We start from the raw sequence: 24,210 nt of genomic DNA on the forward strand, positions 1-24,210 counted from the left end.
AGGGTGAATCGGCATGGGTCAAATCACGCTTTGCCCGGTTCCACATTTGTGATCGCTTGGCGCAGGGGGCTGTGCGTGCTAGAAATTCCCCAATCAACGAGAGGCGCGAGCGGGCCCCGCTACCATGACGGCACTCAGCAAATATGACCGGCTCGAAGCGACGGGCCTGTGGCGCAATACGCCCGATGCGCAAAAGCGCGAAGTCGTGGTGTCCATCGGCGATGCGACGCTGGTGATCTCGGACCTGAACGACCGCGCTGTCACCCACTGGTCATTGGCCGCTATCGAACGCAGTGCCGATATGGACGGGCGGGCGGTGTTCTATCCTGACGGTGATCCGGGCGAGACGCTGGAATTCGCACCAACCGAGGCCGAGATCATCGATGCCATCGACACACTGCGTCAGGCAGTGGCGCGCGCGCGTCCGCGCCCGGGTCGGTTGCGTTGGCTGGGTGCCGCCGTCTCGGTCTCGATTGTCGTGGCCGTTGCGGTGATCTGGCTGCCCGGTGCGCTGATCGATCACGCCATGCGCGTCGTGCCCCCGGTGAAAGAGGCCGAGATCGGGGCCGCATTGCTCGTGCGCATCGAACGGGTGTCAGGCACGCGCTGCCGCAGCACCGAGGCGCGCTCAGCCCTTTCAGAACTGGCCAAACGCACGGGGGCCACCCGTGTCGTCATCGTCCCCGGCGGAGTGCGCGAGGCGCTGACCCTGCCGGGTGGCACCGTTCTGCTCAATCGAACGCTGGTCGAGGATTACGAAGAACCGGATGTGGCTGCGGGCTATGCGCTGGTCGAACAGGTGCGCAGCGCCTCGCACCCGCCGTTGCGATCCTTACTCGAACATGGCGGTGTGCGCGCCTCGGCGACATTGCTGACCACCGGCGCGGTTCCGGCCAGTGTGCTGGACAACTTCACAACGGCACAGCTTTCGCGATTTGCGCCGACTCTGCCACCGGACGACGTCTTGCCCGCTTTTGCAGCGGCAGAACTGCGTAGCACGCCCTACGCACGGGCGCGCGACATTTCAGGTGAACAAACCCTCGCCCTGATCGAGGCAGACCCGATGGCGGGCAAACCGTCAGAGCCGATCATGCCCGACCGGGATTGGCTGCAATTACAGGCGATCTGCGAAAATTGAAGGCGGATCAAGGTCCGCCTTACTTGGTCACGCCGACCTGCTCGGTCTTACTTGATGAAAGCGTCCCGGAATCCGGCTGCCCGGCTGGTCTGCAACCCGCGCGCCAGCGGCTCACCATTTGCAAAAGGTCCGGCCAGAACGATCTGATAGCTTTTCCCGCCCCGTTGCACCTGGCCGATCTTGGCGGGCAGGCCCGAGCGTAAAATGCGTTGGGCAGCGGCCTGCGCATTGGCGGGCCGACCAAAAGTGCCCACCTGCACATAACGCGCTGTCGACCCTGCCTTGATCTTGACCGGGGCTGTGGCGGTCGCAGTTGGTCGCGTCGATGCAGCGGGCACAGGTGCCTTGGCCTTGTTGCGCACAATCCGCTTTTGTAACTGACCATCGCGATGCACCAGCGTCACGGTGCCAAGGTCGCGCGATTGGGTTGCAGTGTCGGTAAAGGGATAAACGAGGGCCACCGTGGTGGTCACATCCTTTCCGGTGGCCGTGTCGAGCAGACGGCGTGGCACGGTCTGTGTCCAGATCAGCCGCGTGCGGGCGATCCCCTCAAGCGATTGTTCGGCCCGGCGCGGGTTCAGACGGTCATCATCCCAGACAGGGCGGTAGCCTTTGGGCACCGGGAACGTCCCACGCGCGGTGCGGGCATCATAGACGTGGCGCGGCAGGACGCGTGTCTTTGGGCTGACGTTGCTCTTGACCGGGGCCGGTGGCCTGGTGCTGGCAGTCGTGCGCACAGGCGCAGGTTTCGGGGCGGGGCGAGGTGCGACAACCGGGGCGGGCGCGGGCTTGCTGGGGGCCGCCGTTGTCACCTGCCGTGGGGCCGCAACCGGACGGGTGGCTGGCCGAGGGGCTGGGGCGGGGGCAGCGGCAACAGGGGCGCGTGCCGCAGTGGCTGGAGGCCGGACAGGGTCGCTCTCGGTCGTGCGGATCGGGCCGCCAAGTGTCGGCACTTGCCCGCAGATCGGCTGGCGCTGGCGGTTCACGCGGGGCACCCAGTTGATGTTGCCATCGATGCCTGCACGAATGAACACACAGCCACGGCTGTCGACATATTGCGCGCCGCGATAAGAGGCTGGTGGCAGTTCTGCCGGGCCCTGCACGTTGCTCAGATCCTGCGCAACCGAAACACTGGTGCCAAAGCCAAAAGCGATCACAGCGATCGCCAAAAATCTTGTTAAGTCCATCATATCCCCCGCAAGATATAGAGGAAACGATGACTCATCAGGACAGGTTAGTAAAGGCGTCCGGCGGCTATTTGGTGCCAAACATGCGATCCCCTGCATCGCCAAGGCCCGGAACGATATATCCAACCTCATTCAGACGCTCATCGACCGCCGCCGTGACGATCGGGACATCCGGATGGGCCTCTTTCATACGGGCGATTCCCTCTGGCGCGGCCAGAAGGCAGAGAAAGCGGATATTGGTGGCACCCGCCCCTTTCAGCAGGTCAATGGCGGCAGCCGAGGAATTGCCCGTGGCCAGCATCGGATCAACCGCAATGACAAGGCGATCGTCAAGGCTTTCTGGTACTTTGAAATAGTATTGCACGGGTTGCAGCGTCTCTTCATCCCGGTACAAGCCGACAAAGCCGACGCGCGCCGAAGGGATCAACTCGAGCACCCCATCCAGCAATCCGTTGCCCGCACGCAGGATCGAAATCAGGGCCAGCTTCTTGCCCGCGAGGGTCGGCGCGTCCATCTCCGCCATCGGGGTCTCGATGCGCTTGGTGGTCATCTCCAGCTCGCGGGTGACCTCATAGGCCAAAAGCTGGCTGATCTCGCGCAACAGTTGACGGAAAACCGCCGTGGGCGTGTCAGTGGCGCGCATGATGGTCAGCTTGTGTTGCACCAGCGGGTGGTCAACGATGGTCAGATGTTGGGACATGATGGCAGGCTCCTCTGTGCCCCCTTACTGCCGCGCCCACGCGCCAAGGACAATCCCCTGCGCAGGTCCCCTGCTTCTCTGATTTAAAAAAATCCCGGGGTCTGGGGCAGAGCCCCAGCGCGCGTCAGCGCCAAGGTATCGCGCGCGCCGTCAGGCGCTCATTTTGGTGACACACCCAGATGCCGCGCCACAAGGGCCGCCACATCCACAAAACCGATCAAGTCCAGTGGCGGACCGTCATAGCCATCCACCAGCACCGGCACTCGTTCGCGGGTGTGATCGGTGCCTACCCAGGTCGGATCGTTGCCATGATCAGCCGTCAGAACCAGCAAATCTCCGGGGCGCAAACGCGCGCGGACCTTGCCGATCGCGGCATCAAACCACTCCAGATGACGGGCATAGCCTGCCACATCGCGGCGGTGCCCATACAGGCTGTCGAATTCCACGAAATTGGCAAATGTCAGGCTGCCGTCTTCGGCCGTGTCCATCAGATCGACCAGATGGGTCATCAGGTCGGCATCCGCGCCCTTCCGCACATCGTCAAAGCCCTGCATGGAGAAAATATCTCCAACCTTTCCAACGCCATAGACGCGACGCCCGGCATTCTGCACCCAGTTCGACAGGATTGGAGCAGGCGGGGTGATGGCATAATCCTTGCGGTTGGTGGTGCGTGAAAAACCACCGGGCTCACCGACAAAGGGGCGGGCAATCACCCGACCCACGCGCATCTCATGCAGGGTGGGGGCCATCGTGGCGCACAGTTCAAGCAGGCGGTCGAGGCCAAAATGTTCTTCATGGGCGGCAATCTGAAAAACGCTGTCCGCCGACGTGTAGCAGATGGGCCAACCCGTGCGAATATGGTCAGCTCCGTGGCGCTCGATGATCTCGGTGCCCGAGGCATGGCAGTTGCCCAAGATCCCATCCGTTCCGGCAGCGGCACAAACTGCCCTGACGATCTCTTCGGGAAAGGCTGGGTCGGTATTGGGAAAATAGTGCCAGTCCCACGGCACCGGCACCCCGGCCAGTTCCCAATGCCCCGACGGGGTGTCCTTGCCGCGCGAGATTTCCGTGGCCGCGCCTGACAGCGTCGCGGGGGCCACACCACCATTGGCAAGGTCCATGACCTCAACCACCCCCATCTGCGTCAGATTGGGAATAGCCAAAGGCCCGCTGCGCCCGGTCTCTGCACGTCCTGCAGCGCAGGCCTCAATAATATGGCCCAGCGTATTGGCCCCGCTGTCCGGCAGTTCACCATTGAAATAGGCGTCCGCATCCGGGGCACCGCCGATGCCCACCGAATCCATCACAACGAGAAAGGCACGGGCCATCAGCCAACCCAATCAAGGATCAGGTCAGGACTGTCCGCAGGCGCCACCGTGATCGTGATGGCTGCACGCAGGGCGGTTTCAGCCCGGTCCGCATCCGCCGCGCGCCCCGCATGGACAACGGCGAGGGGCTGGCCCTTGCTGACCTGTGTGCCAAGGCGGACCACGTCGGACAGGCCAACCGCCAGGTTCAGCGCATCAGTCTCGACCTTGCGCCCGCCACCCAGCTCAACCACCGCCAAACCAAGGGCCTCGCCATCCATCGCCGAAACATAGCCCGATGCAGGGGCCGCAATCTCGCGGATCACCGTCGCTTCGGGCAAGAAGCGGGGCCAGCTCTCCACGAATTGCACCGGCCCGCCCATCGCAGCAATCATGGCGCCAAACCGTTCGGCAGCACGACCGTCGGCGATGGCTGCGGCAATGGCATCGGCCCCGGCCTGCACGTCCTCCACGACGGCCGCGTTGGCCAGCAACACCCCACCAAGGCTGGCGCACATCTCGACCAGTTTGCCCTTGGTCTGCCCGGTCAGCACTTTCATGGTTTCGGCCACCTCAAGCGCATTGCCAAGGGCCGGGGCCACCGGTTGGCTCATATCGGTGATCAGTGCCGTGGTCTTGCACCCGGCGGCATTGGCCGTGCGCACCAATGCTTCGGCAAGGTCACTTGCCGCCGCGCGATCCTTCATGAACGCGCCTGATCCGACCTTGACGTCCAGGACAAGCCCATCAAGGCCCGCCGCCAGCTTTTTGGACAGGATCGAGGCGGTGATCAGATCAAGACTTTCCACGGTCGATGTCACATCGCGCACCGCATAAAGGCGCTTGTCCGCCGGGGCGATATCGGCGCTTGCCCCGACAATGGCACAGCCCGCCCGGGTGACCACGTCGCGCAATTGCTCGCCACTGAGTTGGGTGGACAGGCCGGGGATTGCGCTCAACTTGTCCAGCGTTCCGCCCGTATGGCCCAAGCCGCGTCCCGAAATCATCGGCACAAAAGCCCCGCATGCGGCAAGGGCAGGGGCCAGAACAAGGCTCACGCAGTCGCCAACACCGCCCGTGGAATGCTTGTCGAGCACGGGCCCATCCAGATCCCAATCCAAAACGCGCCCTGAATCGCGCATCGCCATTGTCAGCGCCACGCGACCCACATCGCCCAGACCGTTCAGACACACGGCCATGGCAAAGGCCCCGGCTTGCGCGTCGGTCACGCTTTGATCGGCAAGACCACGGGCAAACCAGTTCAGATCGTCACGGGTCGGGGTCTGGCGTTTGCGCAATTTGGCAATGATGCTGCGGGCGTCACTCATGACTTTTTGTCCATATGTTCCGGGCCAAATGCGCCGGGCAGCAACTGGGCCATGCTCATCACCTGCTCGACCCCGCCGGTGGTGGCCATGGTGATCGACACGTCGCCGCGCGCGAATTCGGCCAGCTTTTGGCGGCACCCGCCGCACGGGGGCACAGGGGTCGGGCTGCCAGCCACAACATAAGCTGCGGTGATGTCTCGCTCGCCCGCCGCCACCATCGCCGCGATGGCCCCGGCCTCAGCACAGATGCCTTGCGGATAGGCCACGTTTTCCACGTTGCAGCCTGCGTAAATCGCGCCCGAGCCTGTCCGGATGGCGGCTCCCACCTGAAACTTTGAATACGGGGCATGGGCGTTTTCACGCACTGCCAGCGCCGCTGCTTTTAACTCGTCCATCACTCTTCCCTCGACCCGAACCGGACCATGTCGCATCGCGTTCGATCAGAAATCAACCCATAGCGGAGTTCGAAAACGAGCAAAACCAAACAATGCATGACCATGGCCAGAGGCCCCGCGACCAGCGCGATGCGGGCGCCGTGACGACGGGCAGGATCGCCCGCGTCAATAGGCGCGACGGCAAAACCCGGGATGCATGCCGCTTCAATTGGCTGATCCGGCGCTTCAGGATGGTGCCTGAACCGACCGTGTTGCAAAAACCCCGGGCAGCGACACTTCCAGCAATTCCAGATCGTCTGACGGGTCCGCATAGCGCACCGCCAGTTGCGGCGGGATAACAAATGCATCCCCGGGGGCCAGATCAACCGGGGCCTGCGCCGCACTTTCAAGGCGCATGGTCCCCCCCATCACGAAGGTAAAGTGGATGTCGCAATCATGGGCCGCCCAGTCGACCGCCCCGCCTGTTCGACGTACAACCTGAACACCGGCCACCCCTTGAGTACCATCCGAAATCCCGGTATCACGCGCCTCAAATCCCGCCAGTCGGAACGGCCCCCAGACAGCCTTGTCCACCTCGTGATGAACAAAGCGTTGTCCCTGGAACCGGCTTTCGGGATTGGGCGGGCCGTTGGGCAATTCCATGTCGTGATCGATGGTGGTGACATGTTCGGCAGGCACGCCGATCTCGATCACCTCGATGTTTTCGCTGGCAAACAGCACCCGATGGCGGATCTCGGGCGGCTGGATCACGCAACAGCCTGCATGCAGGCGAAAAGGTTCTCCCTGATCTTCGTAGACCAGATCGACCCATCCTTTGTAGCAAAAGATCAGCTGAAACCCGACGGTATGGTAATGCACCATATCGGGCACCGGGCCACCATAGGGAATGCGGATATGACTGGCAATGATCGACCCGCCAAGGCGGTCGGGAATCAGATCGCGGTAGTGCATGCCCGCCCGACCAATGACCCACGGGGCCTGATCGGCAAGGCGGCGCACCACAAAACTGTGCACCGTGTCGGGCATCGCAAGGGGTGGGTTCAACTCCGTGATCTCGACCCGTGTGCCATTGGGGGCCGTGATCACCCGCTGACCATCCGCAAACCCGTCCGGATCATCACTCAGAATGCGCAAGGTCCCGGGCGGCTCCTGCGCGCCCGCTTCGATGCGCACCCGCACCCCGTGGCCCGAAAACACGGCAACCGACGGATCGTCGGCCGGATAGATCATGTCCATCCGCATCCCCAACACCTTGGTGAAAAACGGTATGTCATCGCGCAATTCCTGCGTCGGCAACCGTATCTCTGCGCGCACTTCAGCCATTCCAATCCCCTTCACTTGGCCAAATAAACTCCGGGGGAATTGCGAAAGCAATGGGGGCTGGCCCCCTCATGATGTCGTGCGCGGCACGCGCCCATCTCGATCACTTCTTGGCGGTGATGAACATTGGTCAATTGTTGAGGCTCGAAAAATAGTTTAACGCTAAACCATATTCAAATTTCGGGGGACAGAATGTCAGATCAACCATCCTTGCGCCAGGCGGCCCTCGACTATCACGAATTCCCCAAACCGGGGAAACTGGAAATCCGCGCGACCAAGCCGATGGCCAACGGACGTGATCTGGCGCGGGCCTATTCGCCCGGCGTGGCCGAGGCCTGTCTCGAGATCAAAGAGGACGCCGCCAACGCCTCGCGCTTTACCGCGCGCGGCAATCTGGTGGCCGTGGTCAGCAACGGGACGGCGGTTTTGGGACTTGGCAATATCGGCGCGCTCGCGTCCAAACCTGTGATGGAGGGCAAGGCTGTCCTGTTCAAAAAATTCGCCTCGATCGACTGTTTCGACATCGAAGTGGACGAAAGTGACCCGGAAAAGCTGGCGGATATCGTATGCGCGCTCGAACCGACCTTCGGCGCCATCAACCTTGAAGACATCAAGGCGCCGGACTGTTTCATTGTCGAAAAGCTCTGCCGCGAGCGGATGAACATCCCGGTTTTTCACGACGACCAGCACGGTACCGCCATCGTGGTGGGGGCCGCGGCCACGAACGCGCTGCACGTGGCGGACAAGAAGTTCGAGGATATCAAGATCGTGTCAACGGGCGGCGGGGCTGCGGGCATTGCCTGCCTCAACATGCTGCTCAAAATGGGGGTCAAACGCGAAAACGTCTGGCTCTGCGACATTCATGGCCTCGTCTACGAAGGGCGCGAGATTGACATGAACCCGGTCAAATCCGAATTTGCCCAGGCCAGTGACAAGCGCACGCTGGACGATGTCATTGACGACGCAGACCTGTTTCTTGGCCTGTCCGGTCCTGGCGTGCTGACCCAAGAATACGTCGCCAAAATGGCCAAGCGGCCCATCATTTTTGCGCTGGCCAACCCGACCCCGGAAATCCTGCCCGACCTTGCGCGCGAAGTGGCACCGGATGCGATCATCGCCACGGGGCGCTCGGATTTTCCCAATCAGGTCAACAATGTACTCTGTTTTCCATTCATCTTCCGTGGCGCACTGGATGTCGGGGCAACCACCATCAATGACGAGATGGAATTGGCCTGTATCGACGGTATCGCCGCTCTTGCGCGCGCCACAACCAGTGCCGAAGCCGCCGCCGCTTATCAGGGTGAGCAACTGACCTTTGGGGCCGACTATCTCATCCCCAAACCCTTCGATCCGCGCCTTGTGGGCATTGTCAGTTCCGCCGTTGCCCGCGCCGCGATGCAAACCGGCGTGGCCACGCGCCCCATCGACGATCTCGAAGCCTACAAGATCAAGCTTGATGGTTCGGTTTTCAAATCCGCGCTGCTCATGCGCCCGGTGTTCGAGGCTGCGCGCGCCAAGGCGCGCCGCATCGTCTTTGCCGAAGGCGAAGAAGAGCGTGTGCTGCGCGCCGCTCAAGCCATGATCGAGGAAACCACCGAAACGCCGATCCTGATTGGACGCCCCGAAGTGATCGAGGCCCGGATCGAGCGTGCGGGCCTGAACCTGCGCCTTGGTGAGAATTTCGAACTGGTGAACCCCGAAAACGATCCGCGCTATCGCGACTACTGGGAAACCTACCACAACCTGATGTGCCGCCGGGGCGTCTCGCCTGACATTGCGCGCGCCGTTATGCGCACCAACACCACTGCCATTGGGGCCGTGATGGTGCACCGGGATGAGGCAGACAGCATGATCTGCGGCACGTTCGGCGAATTCCGCTGGCACCTCAATTATATCACCCAAGTGCTGGGCCGCGATGGCCTGCACCCGGTTGGCGCGCTGTCGATGATGATCCTCGAGGATGGGCCGCTGTTCATCGCCGACACCCATGTGCACGTCTATCCCACGCCCCAGCAACTGGCGGAAACGGCTGTGGCCGCTGCCCGCCACGTGCGCCGGTTTGGTGTGACCCCCAAGATCGCATTTTGCTCGCAATCGCAGTTCGGCAATCAGGGGGATGGGTCGGGCAACCGCCTGCGCGAGGCCATCGCCATTCTGGACGCCCAGGAACATGATATTTGCTACGAGGGTGAAATGAACGTGGACTCTGCCCTTGATGCAGAGCTGCGTGCGCGCCAACTGCCTGACAACCGGATGGAGGGGGCAGCGAATGTGCTGATCTTCGGCCATGCGGATGCGGCCTCGGGCGTGCGCAACATTCTCAAGATGAAGGGCGGCGGTCTTGAGGTGGGTCCGATCCTGATGGGCATGGGCAACCGCGCCCATATCGTCAGCCCGTCGATCACGGCGCGCGGATTGCTCAATATGTCGGCTGTGGCGGGCACGCCCGTGACGCATTACGGCTGACCGTTTTCGCATCCGCCCGCGTGCAGGGGGGGGGCCGGCCCCCCGTCGCGCGGGCGCGACTCCCCCCGGGATTTTTTTGAAATCAGAGAAGGCGGATGACTGGATTTGCGCCCTGTCCGCTGCAATGGTGGTCCTAGGGATATCCGACCCGTTCACACTGGGGAGATTGAATTTGACCAAAGCTATTTCAGGATTGATTGCCGCCCTTTGCCTTGCGGGCTGCGCCGAAGTGGTTGAAGAGCGCGAAAGCACCTTTACCTATCAGGGCGAGACCTACCGGGCGGTGATCCGGACCTTTGAAACGGAGAATGGCGGCTTTACCAAACGCTACATCTATTCCCGCCCGCATCCTGTCAGTTGTTCGGTCACGGACGATCTGGATTGCCGCTCAGCCATCCGCATCAGCCGGACGCGGGCGGCAAACCGCTAATTTTGTGGGCATTTGCAGCCCCGTTGGCGCTCACAGCCCTTGCCTCTGTCTGCTTGTGCCGCGTAACCCTGTTGCGAAGGACGTCGGGGGAGGAAAACGATGGGCTATCGCGCGGAATATGACAGTTGGAAAGCGAACCCGGAGGCGTGGTGGATGCAGGCCGCCCAGGCCATTGACTGGTCCACGCCGCCGTCCAAAGCACTGTTTGATCGCGGCGATCACATCTATGAATGGTTTGCCGATGGCGAGGTGAATACCTGCTGGAACGCGGTCGACCGCCATGTCGAAGCCGGGCGCGGCGATCAGGTCGCCATCATCTTTGACAGCCCGATCACTGGCACGGGGTCCAAGACGACCTACGCCGAATTGCAGACACAGGTGGCAGCACTGGCCGGGGCTCTCGCGGCCAAGGGTGTGACCACGGGCGACCGGGTCATCATCTACATGCCCATGGTGCCTGAGGCCCTTGTGGCCATGCTGGCCTGCGCGCGGTTGGGCGCGGTCCATTCGGTGGTCTTTGGCGGCTTTGCTGCGAACGAGTTGGCGGTGCGGATCGACGATTGCGCCCCCAAGGCGATCATCGCAGCCTCTTGCGGGATCGAGCCGGGGCGCGTTGTCGCCTATAAGCCGCTGCTGGACGGTGCCATCGATCTGGCCGACCACAGCCCCGAGTTCTGTGTGATCCTGCAGCGCGCACAGGGCCCTTGCGAGATGGGCGCACGCGATGTGGACTGGCATGACGCGCAAGTGGGCGTTGATGCAGCCCCATGTGTCCCGGTGCCCGGCAATCACCCGGCTTATATTCTCTACACCTCCGGCACCACCGGCGCGCCCAAGGGCGTCGTGCGTCCCACGGGCGGCCATCTGGTGGCGCTGAACTGGACGATGAAAAACATTTATCAGGTCGAACCGGGAGAGGTCTTTTGGGCCGCCTCGGATGTTGGCTGGGTCGTGGGCCATTCCTATATTTGCTACGCGCCCCTGATCCACGGCAACACAACGGTGGTGTTCGAGGGCAAGCCAATTGGCACGCCTGATGCGGGTACCTTTTGGCGGGTGATCGCGGAACACGACGTGAAATCCTTTTTCACGGCCCCCACCGCCATCCGCGCGGTCAAGCGCGAGGACCCCAAGGGGCTGGAGCGGGCCAAATACGACCTCTCGGGCCTGCGCGCGCTTTACCTCGCGGGCGAGCGGGCAGATCCTGACACGATCGAATGGGCGCAAGACCTGCTTGGCGTGCCCGTCTATGACCACTGGTGGCAGACCGAAACGGGCTACACCATCGCAGGCAACCCCGCAGGGCTTGAGGCGCTGCCGGTCAAGATCGGCTCGCCCACCGTGGCGATGCCCGGCTATGACGTCCAGATTCTGGACGAGGCGGGCCATCCGGTGAAACCCGGCACGCTCGGGGCCATCGCGATCAAGCTGCCACTGCCGCCCGGCACCCTGCCGACCCTCTGGAACGCCGAAGGACGGTTCAAGTCATCCTACCTCAACACCTTCCCCGGCTACTACGAAACGGGCGATGCGGGCATGATGGACGAGGACGGCTATCTTTACATCATGGCGCGCACCGATGACGTGATCAACGTCGCAGGTCACCGTCTGTCCACCGGTGCGATGGAAGAAGTGCTGGCGGGGCACCCGGATGTGGCCGAATGCGCCGTCGTGGGCGTCTCGGACCCGCTCAAGGGGCAGGCGCCGCTGGGCCTGTTGTGCCTGACCAAGGGCGTGAACCGCCCTCATGACGAGATCACCGCCGAATGCGTAAAACGGGTGCGCGACCAGATCGGGCCGGTGGCGGCCTTCAAACAGGCGCTGATCGTGGATCGCCTGCCCAAGACCCGCTCGGGCAAGATATTGCGCGCCACGGTGGTCAAGATCGCGGAAAACCAGCCATTCAAGCTGCCAGCGACCATCGACGATCCGGCCATTCTGGACGAGATCAAGGACGCGTTGCAGACCATCGGCTATGCCAAGGAGTGAGTGTCGCGGGCTCAGGGCGGCTGCACCGGCCAGGCATTTATTCGGCAACCGATCCTGGCTGGCGACGGCGCAAAGCCTAGAGTTGAACGCCCAGAAAAATGACGGCCAATGGCACCGGCGATACGGCCAGAATGACGGTGAGGAATGTCGAAAATGGTGAAAATATTCCGGTCAGACCCGCAATCATCATGATGCCGCCACCGCCGCCAATGATCGAGTTGCCCGGCATATTCACGGCGACCGCCAACGCGACATAGCGATACCGCAAGGCCAGGCGAAGAACGCGCTTTGACTGCCCTTCCATCAGCATCGCCACGCGCTCGTCTTGCGACAACGGCGCGGCGCGGGCCACCATTGCAGCGCCACGCCGAATTCGCAACGCGTGCAACAGGCGCTCCAGCGCACCGATGGGCAGGAAGCGCCCGACCGTAAAGGCCAGCATCATCGCGGCGACCGTGCAGACATAAATGAGGGGCGCAATCGCTGCGCCAAATCCGGCAAGCAGCACCATGCCGATCTCTGCCCCCGGCACGAAGGGTATGGCAAGCAGCACGACATAAGCCACCGCACCGATCATGATGGCCTTGTGGACCTGTTGCTCGTTGCTCGGCCGGATCTGAAGGTCCAGCGTGTCCCGGATGAAATGAGCGCCCCACGTGGCAAGCGCGATAAAGCCAACCAACAAAGCGAATTTCAGGATAAGGCCGGGCCAATTCGGCCCTTCGGATGTCATGCGACCTGCTCAGCCGGATACTGCGTCGGACGTGACTGCCTTACCAACAATCCGGACCGCGATTTGATTGGTCCAGTACCAGCGCCGTGTCGTCCAGGTCACATCACTCGCGACCCTGTCACCTGTGATCGTGCCGTACCACACAATCGTATGAGGGGCATCGGGACAGATTGCACTGGTCGTAAAGTGGATCACGCCGTCGACCTCCTTGGTTTGATAATCTGACCAGTCAAAGTTGCAGTAGTCTTCGCAATCGACCGACAGGAAGGTGCCATCGCGAAAGAGGATGTTATCCTCCAGTACCGCGCCACTGGACGGATCCTCACCATGGATCTGGAACGTCATCCCATCCAACGCACCCGTTGCAGCCCAATCCCCCTCCGGCACGGCGAGGTCCGGTATGTCGTTTTTCATGACCGACAGGGTTGCCGCCCCAGTTCCAAAAGTGGCAACGGCAATCGCGGCGATCTGTAGAAACTGCGGCATGAACGGCTCCGTTCGTCAAAGACTGAACTATGTATCAAATGGCGTGGCACTCAAGAAAAATCACAAAACAGCCCCCGCACCGCAAAATGTCGCGACAGCGCGCGGGTCCAATGTGTCCTGCCTATCTGAACCGGCCCATTCCTGTCCATTATTCATGGCGACGGTTTACGATTTTCCGAAAACCGGGCCTGCCCCGCGGCACAGAAATGCGGCAATATGGGCTTGGAACGGCGAAAGGAGAACACTATCGAAATTGCGAGCTCGGCGACAGCAGACCATTCCTAGATTTCGGCGGCCAGCTTGCGCAGCTCGAACTTCTGGATCTTGCCGGTCGAGGTCTTGGGCAATTCCTGAAATACCACTTTCTTGGGGGCCTTGAACCCGGCCAACGTCTGGCGGCTGAAGGCGATCAGATCAGCCTCGCTCGGGGCTGTGCCACTTTTCAACTCGACAAAGGCGCACGGCACCTCGCCCCATTTCTCGTCCGGTTTTGCCACGACAGCAGCCAGGTTGACATCCGGATGACCCATCAGCACCCCTTCGACCTCGACGCTCGAAATGTTTTCGCCGCCCGAGATGATGATGTCCTTGGCCCGGTCGGCGATCTGGATATAGCCATCTTCGTGTTGCAGCGCGATGTCGCCGGAATGGAAATAGCCCCCCTCGAACGCCTCGGCCGTGGCGGCCGGGTTCTTGTAATACCCCTTCATCACCGAATTGCCCCGGATCATGATCTCGCCCTGCGCGGTGCCGTCCATGGGCACCTGGGCCATGTCCGCGTCCATGACGGTGATATGCTCCATCATCGGCATGGCCACGCCCTGACGCGCCTTGATCGCAGCCTTGTCGCCCTGTTCCAGTCCATTCCAGTCCTCGCCGCGCCAGATGCATTCGGTGACATGGCCATAGGTTTCAGTCAGCCCATAGACCTGCGTGACGTTAAAGCCGAGGGCCTCGATCTTGCCCAGCGTGGCCGGGGCCGGGGGGGCGCCGGCAGTGAACACCTCGACCACGTGATCGAACGGGCGACGGTCACCCGCATCGGCATTGACCAGCATGTTCAGTACGATGGGTGCGCCACCAAAATGGGTGACCCCTTCGTCGGCGATGGCGTCATAGATGGGCCCCGCCGCGATGTCGCGGCAGCACACCAGCGTGCCGCCCAGCAGGGGCATCATCCACGTGTGGTTCCAGCCATTGCAATGGAACAGGGGTACGATGGCCATGAAGACGGGGTTGAGTTGCATCCGCCACGAAATCACGGTTCCCATCGTCATCATGTAGGCGCCGCGATGGTGATAAACGACGCCCTTGGGGCGCCCGGTTGTGCCAGAGGTATAGTTGAGGGCAAGGCTCTCCCACTCATCCTCAGGCATGACCCAATCAAATTCGGGATCGGCGGCGGCCAGCACCTCCTCATAAACCGCGTGCCGCCCCGAGGCAGGCCATCCCGCCGCGTCATCGGCCACTTCGATCAACTCGGGCTTGGGGCCCTCCATTGCAGACAGGGCCGCTTCGGCCAGATCAAGGAATTGCGGATCGACCAGCACGACCTTGGCCCCGCCATGATCAAAGATATAGGCAACTGTATCCACATCCAGACGGGTGTTGATCGTGTTGAGCACCGCACCGCAAGCCGGCACGCCGAAATGCGCCTCCGCCTGTGCAGGCAGGTTGGGGATCAGGGTGGCAACCACATCACCGGGCGCGACGCCACGGGCAGCAAGGGCCGACGCCAAGCGGGTGCAGCGATCATGATACTGTGCGTAAGAAACGCGATGCGCGCCGTAGATCACCGCCGTGCGTTGCGCAAACACATGGGCTGCGCGGCGCAGATGCGACAAGGGCGTCAGCGCCACATAATTCGCCGGTGTCTTGTCCAGACCGGTTTCATCCGCCATCCAACCCATGATGCCTCTCCCCCGCAACACTTTTCGCGATCCGATGGTGTGACCTTTTGCAAAGAGGTGCAAGGATTGAAAATCAAGGCGAGCCTGTCTTCATTGTTCCGTAAAATATGCAAATCCCACATGGACGTCCGGGCCTGCATCACTAGGCTGGGCGCATGATCCTCAGCCCGGGCCGCAATTACGTCTTTATCCATGCCCCCAAGACCGGGGGCACCGCCATGGCGCTCGCGCTTGAGGGGCGGGCGATGAAGGATGACATCATGCTGGGCGACACGCCCAAGGCGCTCAAACGCCGCCACCGGGTCAAGGATGCGCAGACGCAGGGACGCTTGTGGAAACACTCGACACTGGCCGATATCGACGGGCTTGTGCCCAGCCTTGACGGGTTCTTTGCCTTTACTCTCGTGCGCAACCCGTGGGACCGGATGGTCAGCTACTACCATTGGCTCAGGGATCAGCGCTTTGATCACCCGGCGGTGCAACTGGCCGCGCAGATGGACTTCACCGACTTCGCCTGCGCGCCCCAGACCCGCGCCACGATGCGTGCCGCCCCGGCGCAGCATTACATGACAGACGCGCGCGGAGTGGAACGCTGCGACCTCTATATCCGGCTCGAAGATTTCGAGACCGACGCCGCACCGCTTTGGGATCATCTGGGTTTCAGCTTGGACCTGCCACGGACAAACGTCTCGGAACGTGGCGAAGATTACCGGACCTACTACACGGATGCCGCTCGCGCGGCGGTGGCCGAGGCCTGCGCCGTGGACATCGAAAGATTCGGCTACGGCTTTGACTGAAACCCGCCCAAATTGAATTTGGCGATACATTGTCGCGAAAGCAGGGACAGTTTTGGACAATTCCCCGGAATTGGCGCGGCACTGGGCGACAGTGCCCGATTTCTGCCTGAATCGCGGCGCGGGATTGCCCCGGGAATCACCCCAACTGAAGTCATCGAACGCAACCGGCGCAAACCAAGGCGCTGTCACCATGGGGATGGATGAGATGTTTGGATGGGCTACGAAAACCGCGCCACGCTACATGGCGGATACCTCGGCGGCCAGCGACGGGGCTGCGCTGAAAACGCGCGGGTTGCTGGCCGGTGGGCATGTGGCCACGGCGATGGGCTGGCGCCCGGTCGAGGCGATCGCGGCAGGTGATCTGATCCTGACATTCGACAACGGTCTGCGTCCGGTGATCGAGGTGCGCCGCGAGATGTTCCGGGTGGCGGACATGATGGCGCCTGCATCCTATGCGTCGGTGATGGTGCCTGCGGGGGCTTTGGGGAACTCGCAGGACCTCGAATTGCTGCCCGATCAGGGGGTGCTGATCGAAAGCGAAGCGGCCTGTGACGCCCATGGCGATCCGTTTGCCATCGTGCCAGCCAAGGCGCTGGTCGGGTATCGCGGGATTGCCCGCTCAATCTGTGCTGCACAAATCGAAGTGATCACGCTCGTCTTTGAAGGCGCACAGGTGATCTACACCCAAGGCGGCGCCCTTGTGCATTGTCCCCCCGCCGAGGTGCGCCTGTCCGATTTCGGCCTGAAAAACGACGTCTATGACGTCATCCCGGTCAAAGAAGCCCGGTTTCTGGTCGAGTGCATGATGCTCGAGGACGCCAACGGTATGGCGGCCTGACAGCCCCTGCGGCGCGTGACCTGGAGGCGCGCACCGCATAAGGGTTGAACCGAGCGCACGAAAAAAAGGGCCCCGCACTGCGGGGCCTCTTTTTGTTTTTTCAAATCCGTCGCGGTGTTACGCGGCTGCGGCGTCTTTGGGTCCGAACCTTCCGTAGAAGGATTGGTTTTTCTCGGCCATTTCACGCAGCAGGGCAGGGCATTTGAACCGTTCGCCATACTTGGCTTCCAACTGGTCGCACCGCTCGGCGGCATAAGGCGCGCCGATGATATCAAGCCATGACAGCGGCCCGCCCGACCAAGGGGCAAAGCCCCAACCGAGGATCGCGCCCACATCACCTTCGCGGATGTCCATCAGCACGCCTTCTTCCAGCGCGCGCACGGCTTCAAGGACCTGGCTGAACAGCAGGCGATGCTGCACTTCGACCACTTCGGGCTGATCGTCGGCCAGAGGGTATTTCTCGTTCAGACCATCCCACAGACCAACGCGCTTGCCCTTTTCGTCATACGCGTAAAAGCCCGCATTGGCCTTGCGCCCCAGACGCCCTTCGGCCTCAAGCCAAAAGATCAGATCGTCCGCGCCGCTGGCAGGATAGGCATCACCCATCGCGGCCATGGTGGCGCGCGCGATCTTGGCGCCCAGATCGATGGCCGTCTCGTCTGTCAGTTGCAGCGGACCCAGCGGCATGCCGACCAGCTTGGCAGCGTTCTCGATCAGCGCAGGCTCAACGCCCTCGGTGACCATCCGCGCGCCTTCGTTCACGTATGGAATGATGCAGCGGTTGGCGTAGAAGAACCGCGCATCGTTCACAACGATGGGCGTCTTGCGGATCTGGCGCACGTAGTCGAGCGCCTTGGCCACGGCCCGGTCGCCGGTGTTGGCGCCCTTGATGATTTCCACCAGCAGCATCTTCTCGACCGGCGAGAAGAAGTGAATGCCGATGAACTGATCCTGGTTCTTTGATGCCTTTGCCAGTTCCGAGATCGGCAGGGTCGACGTGTTTGAGGCAAAGATACAGTCGTCAGGAATGATCGCTTCGACCTTTTGGGTGATCTCGGCTTTGACCTTGGGGTCCTCGAACACGGCCTCGATGATCAGATCGCAGCCCTTGAGCGCGTCCAGATCAGGCGTGGCGGTGATGCGGGCGAGCAAAGCATCGCCCTTTTCCTGCGTGGTCTTGCCGCGCTTGATACCGCCTTCGACATATTTGGCGGTGTAGGCCTTGCCCTTGTCCGCCGCGTTCTGATCGCGGTCGATCAGGACGACCTCGATGCCCGCTTGGGCCGAGACCAGCGCGATACCGGCGCCCATCAGGCCTGCACCCAGTACGCCCAGTTTCTTGACCCGCTGGTCCGGTACTCGCGCCGGGCGCACAGCGCCTTTTTCCAGCGCTTCCTTGTTCAGGAACAGCGAGCGGATCATCGCGCCCGACGAGGGGTTGAGCAGGATATTGGTGAACCAGCGCGCCTCGATCTTGAGGGCGGTGTCAAAGGGCACTAGCGCGCCTTCATAGACAGCGCTCAACAACGCCTTGGCCGCCGGATAGACGCCTTGGGTCTTGCCGTTGACCATCGCGGCGGCACCCACGAAAGTCATGAAACCTGCAGGGTGATAGGGGGCACCACCGGGCATCTTGTAGCCCTTGGCGTCCCAGGGTTTCAGGATATCGGCATCTGTGGCCTTCAGCACCCATTCGCGGGCTGCGGCGACCGGATCATCGACCACTTCGTCGACCAAAGTGCCCTTGGCCTTGTCGGGGCTGACCATCTTGCCTTCCAGCAGGAAGGACGAGGCGCCCATGGCCCCCAGCTTGCGCACCAGCCGGGTGGTGCCGCCCGCACCCGGAAAGATGCCGACCATGATTTCGGGCAGGCCGACCTTGGCCTTGGGGTTGTTGGCCAGGAAAATGCGGTGCGTGGCCAATGGCAGCTCCAGCCCGATGCCGGCGGCGGTGCCGGGCAGGGCAGCGGCAATCGGCTTGCCACCCTTGTTGGTCTTGGGGTCCATGCCTGCGCGTTCGATCTTGCGCAGCAGCCCGTGCATTTTCATCGTGCCTTCGAACAGACCCTTGGCCGGGTCGTCGCCTGCGTCTTCCTTCATCTTGGCCAGCAGGTTCAAATCCATACCGCCCGCAAACGTGTCCTTGCCGGAGGTGATGACCACGCCCTTGACCGTGTCGTCGGCTAGGACGTCGTCGATGTGGTCGTTCAGGGTTTCGAGCCCCTCGAACGACATCACGTTCATGGATTTGTCAGCAACGTCCCATGTGATGGTGGCAACGCCCTCGGCGTCTTTTGTCAGTGTGAAGTCGGCCATGATTTGGTCCTTTCCTGAATTTCGCGGTGCGTCGGCAGGGCATCTGTCGGCTCTGGCGCGCCATAGGGGTATGTCGGGTTGGCGATGGCGTTGGTGACGTGTTTCAGCTTCCAACCCATGCCGGTGTGTTTGAGGATCATGCGGGATTTGATCGGCGGGATCGCCTTTTGCCCATCCTTGAGGAACAGGCTCTGGTGATATCCGCAGATCATGTCGGATCCGAGAAACTGGGCGGTGTCGGCACTGCGCACAAAGGCGTCCGCAGTGTCGCCGTTGATCAGCTCGACGGTGAGGTCAAAGAATGGACGCACATCATCCGGCGAGGACAACAGCGTGTCCACGTGGTTGCCATGCGAGGTGTAGGGCAAATCGCACAGCGCGATATAGGCGTCAAAGTTGCGCTCGACCGTGGCGCTGGTCAGACGGTCGAGAAAACGCTGATAGACGGGCAAGGGCTTGTCCGATGAGCGTCGTGCGTCATGCTCTGATTTCGGCTTGCGCAAGGTTCCGGTATCCGCAACCCGCAGCAGGCTGATGGGCCAGCGTTTGGCCTCCAGCTTGCTTTCCACCTCGATGGTGCGCCACGTGCCGTCAAAATTCTGCAGCACGATGCGGTTGTGATAGCTGGGCACCATCTGCATGGCATTGCGCAGGGCATGGGTCACATAGTGCCCCTCAATCACGTCGTCGTTGAGGAATTCCGCGTCCGTGGCCAGCCGGATGAAATGGTTGACCCCAAGACTGACCAGAGAGCCGGAGAACGCTTCCATCCCGAGGGCCAGATCGGCCTCGGTTTCCATGATCACGTCCATATCCATGGTCATCCGTCGATAGGGCAGGTTCAGCGTTGAGCGCATCGACGCGACATCGCAGGTGAGCAGGGCGCGGGACTGGATGTCCAGCACGTCCTGCATCACCAGCATGGCCTCGGCGTGCTGAACCTGATGTCCGGCCCGGTTGACCATTACACTCTCTCGATGATTGTGGCGGCTCCCATGCCAGAGGCGATGCACAATGTGGCAAGCCCCACTTCCTTGTCCGCGCGCTCAAGCTCATCCAGCAAGGTGCCGATGATCATCGCCCCAGTTGCCCCCAGCGGGTGGCCCATGGCAATCGAACCGCCATTCACATTGACCTTGTCATGATCGACCTCAAAAGCCTGCATGAAGCGCAGCACGACGGAGGCAAAGGCCTCGTTCACCTCGAACAGGTCGATGTCCGAAATGTCCATGCCGTTGTCCTTGAGGATCTTTTCGGTCACAGGCACAGGGCCTGTCAGCATGATGGTCGGATCGGTGCCGATCTTGGCGGTGGCACGGATGCGGGCGCGGGGTTTGAGGCCCCATTTCTCGCCGAATTCCTTGTTCCCGATCAGCACGGCGGCGGCGCCGTCCACGATACCGGAGGAGTTTCCGGCATGGTGGATGTGGTTGATCCGCTCAAGGTGGGGGTATTTCATCAGCGCGACCTTGTCGAAACCGGGCATGACCTCACCCATGGCCTGAAAGGCCGGGTTCAGGCTGCCAAGGCTTTGCATGTCGGTCTGCGGGCGCATGTATTCGTCATGGTCCAGAATGGTCAGGCCGTTGACGTCCTTGATCTCGATCACCGACTTGGCAAAGCGGCCATCGTCCCAGGCGGCCTTGGCGCGCTGCTGGCTGGCGACGGCCAGCTGGTCCGCGTCATCGCGGGTAAAGCCGTATTCGGTCGCAATGATGTCGGCGCTGATGCCTTGGGGGACAAAATAGGTGTCCATGGCGATGCTGGGGTCGGCTGCAATCGCGGCCCCGTCGCTGCCCATCGCCACGCGGCCCATCATCTCGACGCCGCCGGCGATATAGGCATCACCCGCGCCACCGCGCACCTGGTTGGCGGCGAGGTTCACGGCCTCCATGCCCGAGGCGCAAAAGCGGTTGATGGCAAGGCCGGGGATTTTCTGGTCCAGATCAGAGGCCAGCACCGCGGAACGGGCCAGACAACCGCCCTGTTCCATGACTTGTGTGACATTGCCCCAGATCACGTCTTCGACGGCGTGGCCGTCAAAGCCGTTGCGGTCCTTGAGGGCGTTGAGGGTCTGCGCAGACAGACGTAGCGAGGTCACTTCGTGCAGGCTGCCATCCTTGCGGCCCTTGCCGCGCGGTGTGCGGATCGCGTCATAAATATAGGCTTCGGTCATGGTGTTCGTCCTTTTGCCAGAGGCATCGTGTTCTTGTCTTAGGTGGGCTGGACCGGTTGGTCTAATCAAGGGTGACGTTGCGGCGTTTCACGTAAACTTTCAATTACGCCCGGTCAGCGGGCGAGCCGGGCATGAGGTCATAGGGGCCTTTCCAGCCCGGCAGGTTTTGCAGGTTGGTCAGCCAGCGATCGATATTGGGCCAATCAGCGCGCACAAATCCAAAGGGTTCGGGATAATAGAGATATCCGCAGCAACTGAAATCCGCATTGGTCGGCGCGTCACCGACGATCCAGTCCCGCCCGTCCAGATGCGCATCAAGCACGGCATAGGCGCCTTTGAGCCGCCCTTGATAAAAGGTGATCACCTCTTGCGGGCGCTTTTCCTCGGGCAGAAAATTCATCAGGAAACGGGTGACACCGGCCATGGACGACAGCTTGTGGTTGTCCCACAAGACCCAGCGCAACACTTCATAGGCGTCCTCACCGACGCCGCCGTGTTTGCCGGTCTTGTCGGTGATATATTGCTGGATGACACCGGATTGGCAGATCCTTTTGTCCCCATCAATCAACAGGGGCGCTTCGCCCATCTGGTTGAGCGCGCGGTAGGACTCGGTCCGGGTGGCCCCTGAGAAAAAGTCGACATAGACCGCCTCCCAATCGAGGCCGGACAGCTCCAACGCGAGCGCGGCCTTGTAGGAATTTCCGCTTTCGCCAAAGCAATGCAGTTTGAGAGTCATGTCGTCGGGCCTTTCGGGTCGGAATATCTGAGAGGGCAGGACCGGTGGGTTTCACACCCCCCGGACCCCCCGTGGAGTTTATCTCGCCAAGTGAAGCGCATTTACGTTTTCTTCACCATGTCCATGGGAAGACAGGGACAGCTTGCAGACTGGAGAGTTGAGCAAGTTGCCGAGTGAAGCCCCGCGCTCTTGCCTGCGTTCCGCCAAGCGGTCGGGCCGGAGTGTGGGGTGGATCGCGGCCTTGTGCTTCACTTGGCAAGGAAAACTCCCCCCGGAGGGTCGGTGCGCCACAGGCCGCGAAGGTTGGGCCATCAAAACGCCCTCGCAATCAGCTCTTTCATAATCTCGTTTGTACCGCCGTAGATCCGCTGTACGCGCGCATCCGTCCACATCCCGCCGATGTCGTAATCCTGTGTGAACCCGTAACCGCCGTGCAGTTGCAGGCATTCATCCAGCACCCAGGCTTGGGTGTCCGTGGTCCAGTATTTGCACATCGCGGCCTTGTCGACCGTCAGTTCGCCGCGCAGATGTTCGGCCATGCATTCATCAAAGAAGGCACGGCTTACCATGGTCTTGGTCTTGGCCTCGGCCAGTTTGAAGCGGGTGTTCTGGAACTGCATGATCGGCCCGCCAAAGGCCTCACGCTCCTTGCAATAGGCGATGGTGCGTTCCACCGCCCCTTCCATCGCACCCACAGCCGAACAGGCGATGATCATGCGTTCCTGTGGCAGTTGCTGCATGAGTTGATAAAAGCCCTGACCATCGGCCCCGCCAAGAATGTTCTCTGGTGCAATCTCAACATTGTCGAAGAACAACTCGGACGTATCGGATGCGTGCATGCCGATCTTGTCGAGGTTGCGGCCGCGTTCGAACCCGGCGGCCCCTTCGGTTTCGACCACCACCAGCGAGACGCCCTTGGAGCCAAGGCTCGGGTCTGTCTTGGCCGCCACGATGATCAGGTTGGCGTGCTGCCCGTTGGTGATAAAGGTCTTGGAACCGGTGAGCTTGTAGGCATTGCCCTCGCGGATCGCGCGGGTCTTGATCGCCTGCACGTCTGATCCTGTCGAGGGTTCGGTCATCGCCAAGGCGCCAACCAGATCGCCCGACACCATCTTGGGCAGCCAGCGGGCTTTTTGATCTTCGGTCCCATAGGCGAGGATGTAGTGCGCGACGATACCCGAATGAATGCCGTGACCCCAAGAGGCCAGATTGCCACGCGCCGCTTCGATCAGGATCGCAGCCTCGTGGCCGAAATCGCCGCCCGCCCCGCCATATGCCTCGGGGATAGAGGGGCAGAGCAGGCCCAATTCGCCCGCCTGCGCCCAGGTGGAGCGGTCCATTTCGCCCTGCTTGCGCCAGCGCTCGAACTGTGGTGCCCATTCGTTGGAGATGAACTGCGCCGTCATGTCGGCGATCATTGCGTGCTCATCGCTCATCCAGCCCGTCGGGCTGTGATCCAGGTCTTTCATATCTCTCCTCCCCAGAAGAAGATGTTCAGCGTTTGCGGGCCTCAAGTTCTGAATTGAATAGACGCAAACGTGCCGTCAGATTTTCCTCATTCATGACACTGTCGAAATTTTCGAACAGAAAGGACAGCGCTTCGCCTTCATCCAACCCCGCTTCGGCGGCGAACCGCTTGAGGCGTCGGTAGCCGTCCTCGGTCATGGCGACCGGAAAACGGCGGGTCAGGCGAAAGCGTTTGGGCATGTCATATCCGCTTCTTAAACTGGTGGGTCACGATGCTGAGGGCGAGGGCGACGGCGGCCCAGATGAGGTAGGGCCTCACCAATCCGTCAAAGTCTGGTGGTCCACCACCTGCCTGCACATCGCTTGCAATCACGCCATAGCCTGCCCGCACCAGCAGAAGGATAAAGGCGATACCGCTGATTGTGCTGATAAAACCAAGGACAGACTTCAAACGGAACCCTCAAAACGTCAGGCGGGGGTGTCCCCCGCCT

General features: G+C 61.6%; 22 protein-coding genes. 6 read left to right on the forward strand and 16 right to left on the reverse strand.

Annotation, left to right across the window (positions count from 1 at the left end; translation table 11 throughout):
* Nucleotides 1–124 precede the first annotated feature (124 nt).
* Nucleotides 125–1,138 carry a hypothetical protein gene (locus tag Q1A89_RS19360; protein WP_299732368.1) on the forward strand — a complete coding sequence of 338 codons (1,014 nt, stop codon included), beginning with the start codon at nucleotides 125–127 and terminating at the stop codon, nucleotides 1,136–1,138.
* 47 nt (nucleotides 1,139–1,185) lie between these two features.
* Here Q1A89_RS19360 and Q1A89_RS19365 read toward each other — a convergent pair whose 3' ends face one another.
* The 6 genes from Q1A89_RS19365 to Q1A89_RS19390 all read right to left on the reverse strand — a co-directional run bounded on the left by Q1A89_RS19365 (nucleotide 1,186) and on the right by Q1A89_RS19390 (nucleotide 7,378).
* A complete protein-coding gene (locus Q1A89_RS19365; RefSeq protein WP_299732371.1) occupies nucleotides 1,186–2,307 on the reverse strand; it encodes an SPOR domain-containing protein in 1,122 nt (373 codons plus the stop codon).
* Nucleotides 2,308–2,392: 85 nt separating this feature from the next.
* Entirely contained in the window at nucleotides 2,393–3,025 is a 633-nt protein-coding gene (gene upp / locus Q1A89_RS19370) for a uracil phosphoribosyltransferase (protein WP_299732374.1), read from the reverse strand.
* A 158-nt stretch (nucleotides 3,026–3,183) separates the two neighbouring features.
* The gene (locus Q1A89_RS19375; RefSeq protein WP_299732376.1) at nucleotides 3,184–4,353 is read right to left on the reverse strand and encodes a phosphopentomutase; all 1,170 of its coding nucleotides are present in this window, start codon (nucleotides 4,351–4,353) and stop codon (nucleotides 3,184–3,186) included.
* Nucleotides 4,353–5,660, reverse strand: a complete 1,308-nt coding sequence (locus Q1A89_RS19380) for a thymidine phosphorylase (RefSeq protein ID WP_299732379.1) — start codon at nucleotides 5,658–5,660, stop codon at nucleotides 4,353–4,355. The genes Q1A89_RS19375 and Q1A89_RS19380 overlap by 1 nt, the downstream gene beginning before the upstream one ends.
* Nucleotides 5,657–6,055, reverse strand: coding sequence for a cytidine deaminase (locus Q1A89_RS19385; protein ID WP_299732381.1), 399 nt, complete (start codon nucleotides 6,053–6,055; stop codon nucleotides 5,657–5,659). Before Q1A89_RS19385 ends, Q1A89_RS19380 begins: the two co-directional genes overlap by 4 nt.
* Nucleotides 6,056–6,280: 225 nt before the next feature.
* On the reverse strand, nucleotides 6,281–7,378 hold the full coding sequence (locus tag Q1A89_RS19390; RefSeq protein WP_299732384.1) for a cupin domain-containing protein: 1,098 nt from the start codon (nucleotides 7,376–7,378) through the stop codon (nucleotides 6,281–6,283).
* A gap of 189 nt (nucleotides 7,379–7,567) precedes the next feature.
* Between Q1A89_RS19390 and Q1A89_RS19395 the strand changes: the two genes are divergently transcribed.
* The 3 genes from Q1A89_RS19395 to Q1A89_RS19405 all read left to right on the forward strand — a co-directional run bounded on the left by Q1A89_RS19395 (nucleotide 7,568) and on the right by Q1A89_RS19405 (nucleotide 12,260).
* Nucleotides 7,568–9,841 carry an NADP-dependent malic enzyme gene (locus tag Q1A89_RS19395; RefSeq protein WP_299732387.1) on the forward strand — a complete coding sequence of 758 codons (2,274 nt, stop codon included), beginning with the start codon at nucleotides 7,568–7,570 and terminating at the stop codon, nucleotides 9,839–9,841.
* Between the two features lie 172 nt (nucleotides 9,842–10,013).
* Nucleotides 10,014–10,271 (forward strand): hypothetical protein, encoded by a 258-nt coding sequence (locus Q1A89_RS19400; RefSeq protein WP_299732390.1) that lies wholly within the window; start codon nucleotides 10,014–10,016, stop codon nucleotides 10,269–10,271.
* Nucleotides 10,272–10,370: 99 nt separating this feature from the next.
* Nucleotides 10,371–12,260 (forward strand): AMP-binding protein, encoded by a 1,890-nt coding sequence (locus Q1A89_RS19405; protein WP_299732392.1) that lies wholly within the window; start codon nucleotides 10,371–10,373, stop codon nucleotides 12,258–12,260.
* 76 nt (nucleotides 12,261–12,336) lie between these two features.
* Here the strand turns inward: Q1A89_RS19405 and Q1A89_RS19410 are convergent, their stop codons facing one another.
* The 3 genes from Q1A89_RS19410 to Q1A89_RS19420 all read right to left on the reverse strand — a co-directional run bounded on the left by Q1A89_RS19410 (nucleotide 12,337) and on the right by Q1A89_RS19420 (nucleotide 15,389).
* On the reverse strand, nucleotides 12,337–12,993 hold the full coding sequence (locus tag Q1A89_RS19410; protein ID WP_299732394.1) for a hypothetical protein: 657 nt from the start codon (nucleotides 12,991–12,993) through the stop codon (nucleotides 12,337–12,339).
* A gap of 9 nt (nucleotides 12,994–13,002) precedes the next feature.
* Nucleotides 13,003–13,479: a hypothetical protein gene (locus tag Q1A89_RS19415; protein WP_299732396.1), complete on the reverse strand. Its 477-nt coding sequence runs from the start codon at nucleotides 13,477–13,479 to the stop codon at nucleotides 13,003–13,005.
* Between the two features lie 281 nt (nucleotides 13,480–13,760).
* A complete protein-coding gene (locus tag Q1A89_RS19420) occupies nucleotides 13,761–15,389 on the reverse strand; it encodes an AMP-binding protein (RefSeq protein WP_299732398.1) in 1,629 nt (542 codons plus the stop codon).
* A 155-nt stretch (nucleotides 15,390–15,544) separates the two neighbouring features.
* Between Q1A89_RS19420 and Q1A89_RS19425 the strand changes: the two genes are divergently transcribed.
* Nucleotides 15,545–16,186, forward strand: a complete 642-nt coding sequence (locus tag Q1A89_RS19425; protein ID WP_299732400.1) for a sulfotransferase family 2 domain-containing protein — start codon at nucleotides 15,545–15,547, stop codon at nucleotides 16,184–16,186.
* 205 nt (nucleotides 16,187–16,391) lie between these two features.
* Nucleotides 16,392–17,024 carry a Hint domain-containing protein gene (locus Q1A89_RS19430; protein WP_299732403.1) on the forward strand — a complete coding sequence of 211 codons (633 nt, stop codon included), beginning with the start codon at nucleotides 16,392–16,394 and terminating at the stop codon, nucleotides 17,022–17,024.
* A gap of 117 nt (nucleotides 17,025–17,141) precedes the next feature.
* Here the strand turns inward: Q1A89_RS19430 and Q1A89_RS19435 are convergent, their stop codons facing one another.
* The 7 genes from Q1A89_RS19435 to Q1A89_RS19465 form a co-directional block, all read right to left on the reverse strand.
* Entirely contained in the window at nucleotides 17,142–19,340 is a 2,199-nt protein-coding gene (locus Q1A89_RS19435) for a 3-hydroxyacyl-CoA dehydrogenase NAD-binding domain-containing protein (RefSeq protein ID WP_299732406.1), read from the reverse strand.
* Nucleotides 19,322–20,305 carry a hypothetical protein gene (locus Q1A89_RS19440; protein ID WP_299732409.1) on the reverse strand — a complete coding sequence of 328 codons (984 nt, stop codon included), beginning with the start codon at nucleotides 20,303–20,305 and terminating at the stop codon, nucleotides 19,322–19,324. The genes Q1A89_RS19435 and Q1A89_RS19440 overlap by 19 nt, the downstream gene beginning before the upstream one ends.
* Entirely contained in the window at nucleotides 20,305–21,516 is a 1,212-nt protein-coding gene (locus tag Q1A89_RS19445; RefSeq protein WP_299732412.1) for an acetyl-CoA C-acetyltransferase, read from the reverse strand. The genes Q1A89_RS19440 and Q1A89_RS19445 overlap by 1 nt, the downstream gene beginning before the upstream one ends.
* Nucleotides 21,517–21,619: 103 nt before the next feature.
* Nucleotides 21,620–22,252, reverse strand: coding sequence for a glutathione S-transferase (locus Q1A89_RS19450; RefSeq protein WP_299732415.1), 633 nt, complete (start codon nucleotides 22,250–22,252; stop codon nucleotides 21,620–21,622).
* A gap of 311 nt (nucleotides 22,253–22,563) precedes the next feature.
* On the reverse strand, nucleotides 22,564–23,721 hold the full coding sequence (locus tag Q1A89_RS19455) for an acyl-CoA dehydrogenase family protein (protein ID WP_299732418.1): 1,158 nt from the start codon (nucleotides 23,719–23,721) through the stop codon (nucleotides 22,564–22,566).
* A 25-nt stretch (nucleotides 23,722–23,746) separates the two neighbouring features.
* Nucleotides 23,747–23,959, reverse strand: a complete 213-nt coding sequence (locus Q1A89_RS19460; protein WP_299201830.1) for a hypothetical protein — start codon at nucleotides 23,957–23,959, stop codon at nucleotides 23,747–23,749.
* A 1-nt stretch (nucleotide 23,960) separates the two neighbouring features.
* On the reverse strand, nucleotides 23,961–24,170 hold the full coding sequence (locus Q1A89_RS19465; protein ID WP_299732421.1) for a hypothetical protein: 210 nt from the start codon (nucleotides 24,168–24,170) through the stop codon (nucleotides 23,961–23,963).
* Nucleotides 24,171–24,210 lie beyond the last annotated feature (40 nt).

This window comes from uncultured Tateyamaria sp., assembly GCF_947503045.1.
GTDB lineage: Bacteria > Pseudomonadota > Alphaproteobacteria > Rhodobacterales > Rhodobacteraceae > Tateyamaria.

Excerpts from the sequence above, each read along its gene's own strand:
- Q1A89_RS19360 (WP_299732368.1), top strand. The coding sequence starts at position 125 with ATGACGGCACTCAGCAAATATGACCGGCTCGAAGCGACGGGCCTGTGG.
- upp (WP_299732374.1), bottom strand. The coding sequence starts at position 3,025 with ATGTCCCAACATCTGACCATCGTTGACCACCCGCTGGTGCAACACAAG.
- Q1A89_RS19375 (WP_299732376.1), bottom strand. The coding sequence starts at position 4,353 with ATGGCCCGTGCCTTTCTCGTTGTGATGGATTCGGTGGGCATCGGCGGT.
- Q1A89_RS19380 (WP_299732379.1), bottom strand. The coding sequence starts at position 5,660 with ATGAGTGACGCCCGCAGCATCATTGCCAAATTGCGCAAACGCCAGACC.
- Q1A89_RS19385 (WP_299732381.1), bottom strand. The coding sequence starts at position 6,055 with ATGGACGAGTTAAAAGCAGCGGCGCTGGCAGTGCGTGAAAACGCCCAT.
- Q1A89_RS19390 (WP_299732384.1), bottom strand. The coding sequence starts at position 7,378 with ATGGCTGAAGTGCGCGCAGAGATACGGTTGCCGACGCAGGAATTGCGC.
- Q1A89_RS19395 (WP_299732387.1), top strand. The coding sequence starts at position 7,568 with ATGTCAGATCAACCATCCTTGCGCCAGGCGGCCCTCGACTATCACGAA.
- Q1A89_RS19405 (WP_299732392.1), top strand. The coding sequence starts at position 10,371 with ATGGGCTATCGCGCGGAATATGACAGTTGGAAAGCGAACCCGGAGGCG.
- Q1A89_RS19410 (WP_299732394.1), bottom strand. The coding sequence starts at position 12,993 with ATGACATCCGAAGGGCCGAATTGGCCCGGCCTTATCCTGAAATTCGCT.
- Q1A89_RS19415 (WP_299732396.1), bottom strand. The coding sequence starts at position 13,479 with ATGCCGCAGTTTCTACAGATCGCCGCGATTGCCGTTGCCACTTTTGGA.
- Q1A89_RS19420 (WP_299732398.1), bottom strand. The coding sequence starts at position 15,389 with ATGGGTTGGATGGCGGATGAAACCGGTCTGGACAAGACACCGGCGAAT.
- Q1A89_RS19425 (WP_299732400.1), top strand. The coding sequence starts at position 15,545 with ATGATCCTCAGCCCGGGCCGCAATTACGTCTTTATCCATGCCCCCAAG.
- Q1A89_RS19430 (WP_299732403.1), top strand. The coding sequence starts at position 16,392 with ATGTTTGGATGGGCTACGAAAACCGCGCCACGCTACATGGCGGATACC.
- Q1A89_RS19435 (WP_299732406.1), bottom strand. The coding sequence starts at position 19,340 with ATGGCCGACTTCACACTGACAAAAGACGCCGAGGGCGTTGCCACCATC.
- Q1A89_RS19440 (WP_299732409.1), bottom strand. The coding sequence starts at position 20,305 with ATGGTCAACCGGGCCGGACATCAGGTTCAGCACGCCGAGGCCATGCTG.
- Q1A89_RS19445 (WP_299732412.1), bottom strand. The coding sequence starts at position 21,516 with ATGACCGAAGCCTATATTTATGACGCGATCCGCACACCGCGCGGCAAG.
- Q1A89_RS19450 (WP_299732415.1), bottom strand. The coding sequence starts at position 22,252 with ATGACTCTCAAACTGCATTGCTTTGGCGAAAGCGGAAATTCCTACAAG.
- Q1A89_RS19455 (WP_299732418.1), bottom strand. The coding sequence starts at position 23,721 with ATGAAAGACCTGGATCACAGCCCGACGGGCTGGATGAGCGATGAGCAC.
- Q1A89_RS19460 (WP_299201830.1), bottom strand. The coding sequence starts at position 23,959 with ATGCCCAAACGCTTTCGCCTGACCCGCCGTTTTCCGGTCGCCATGACC.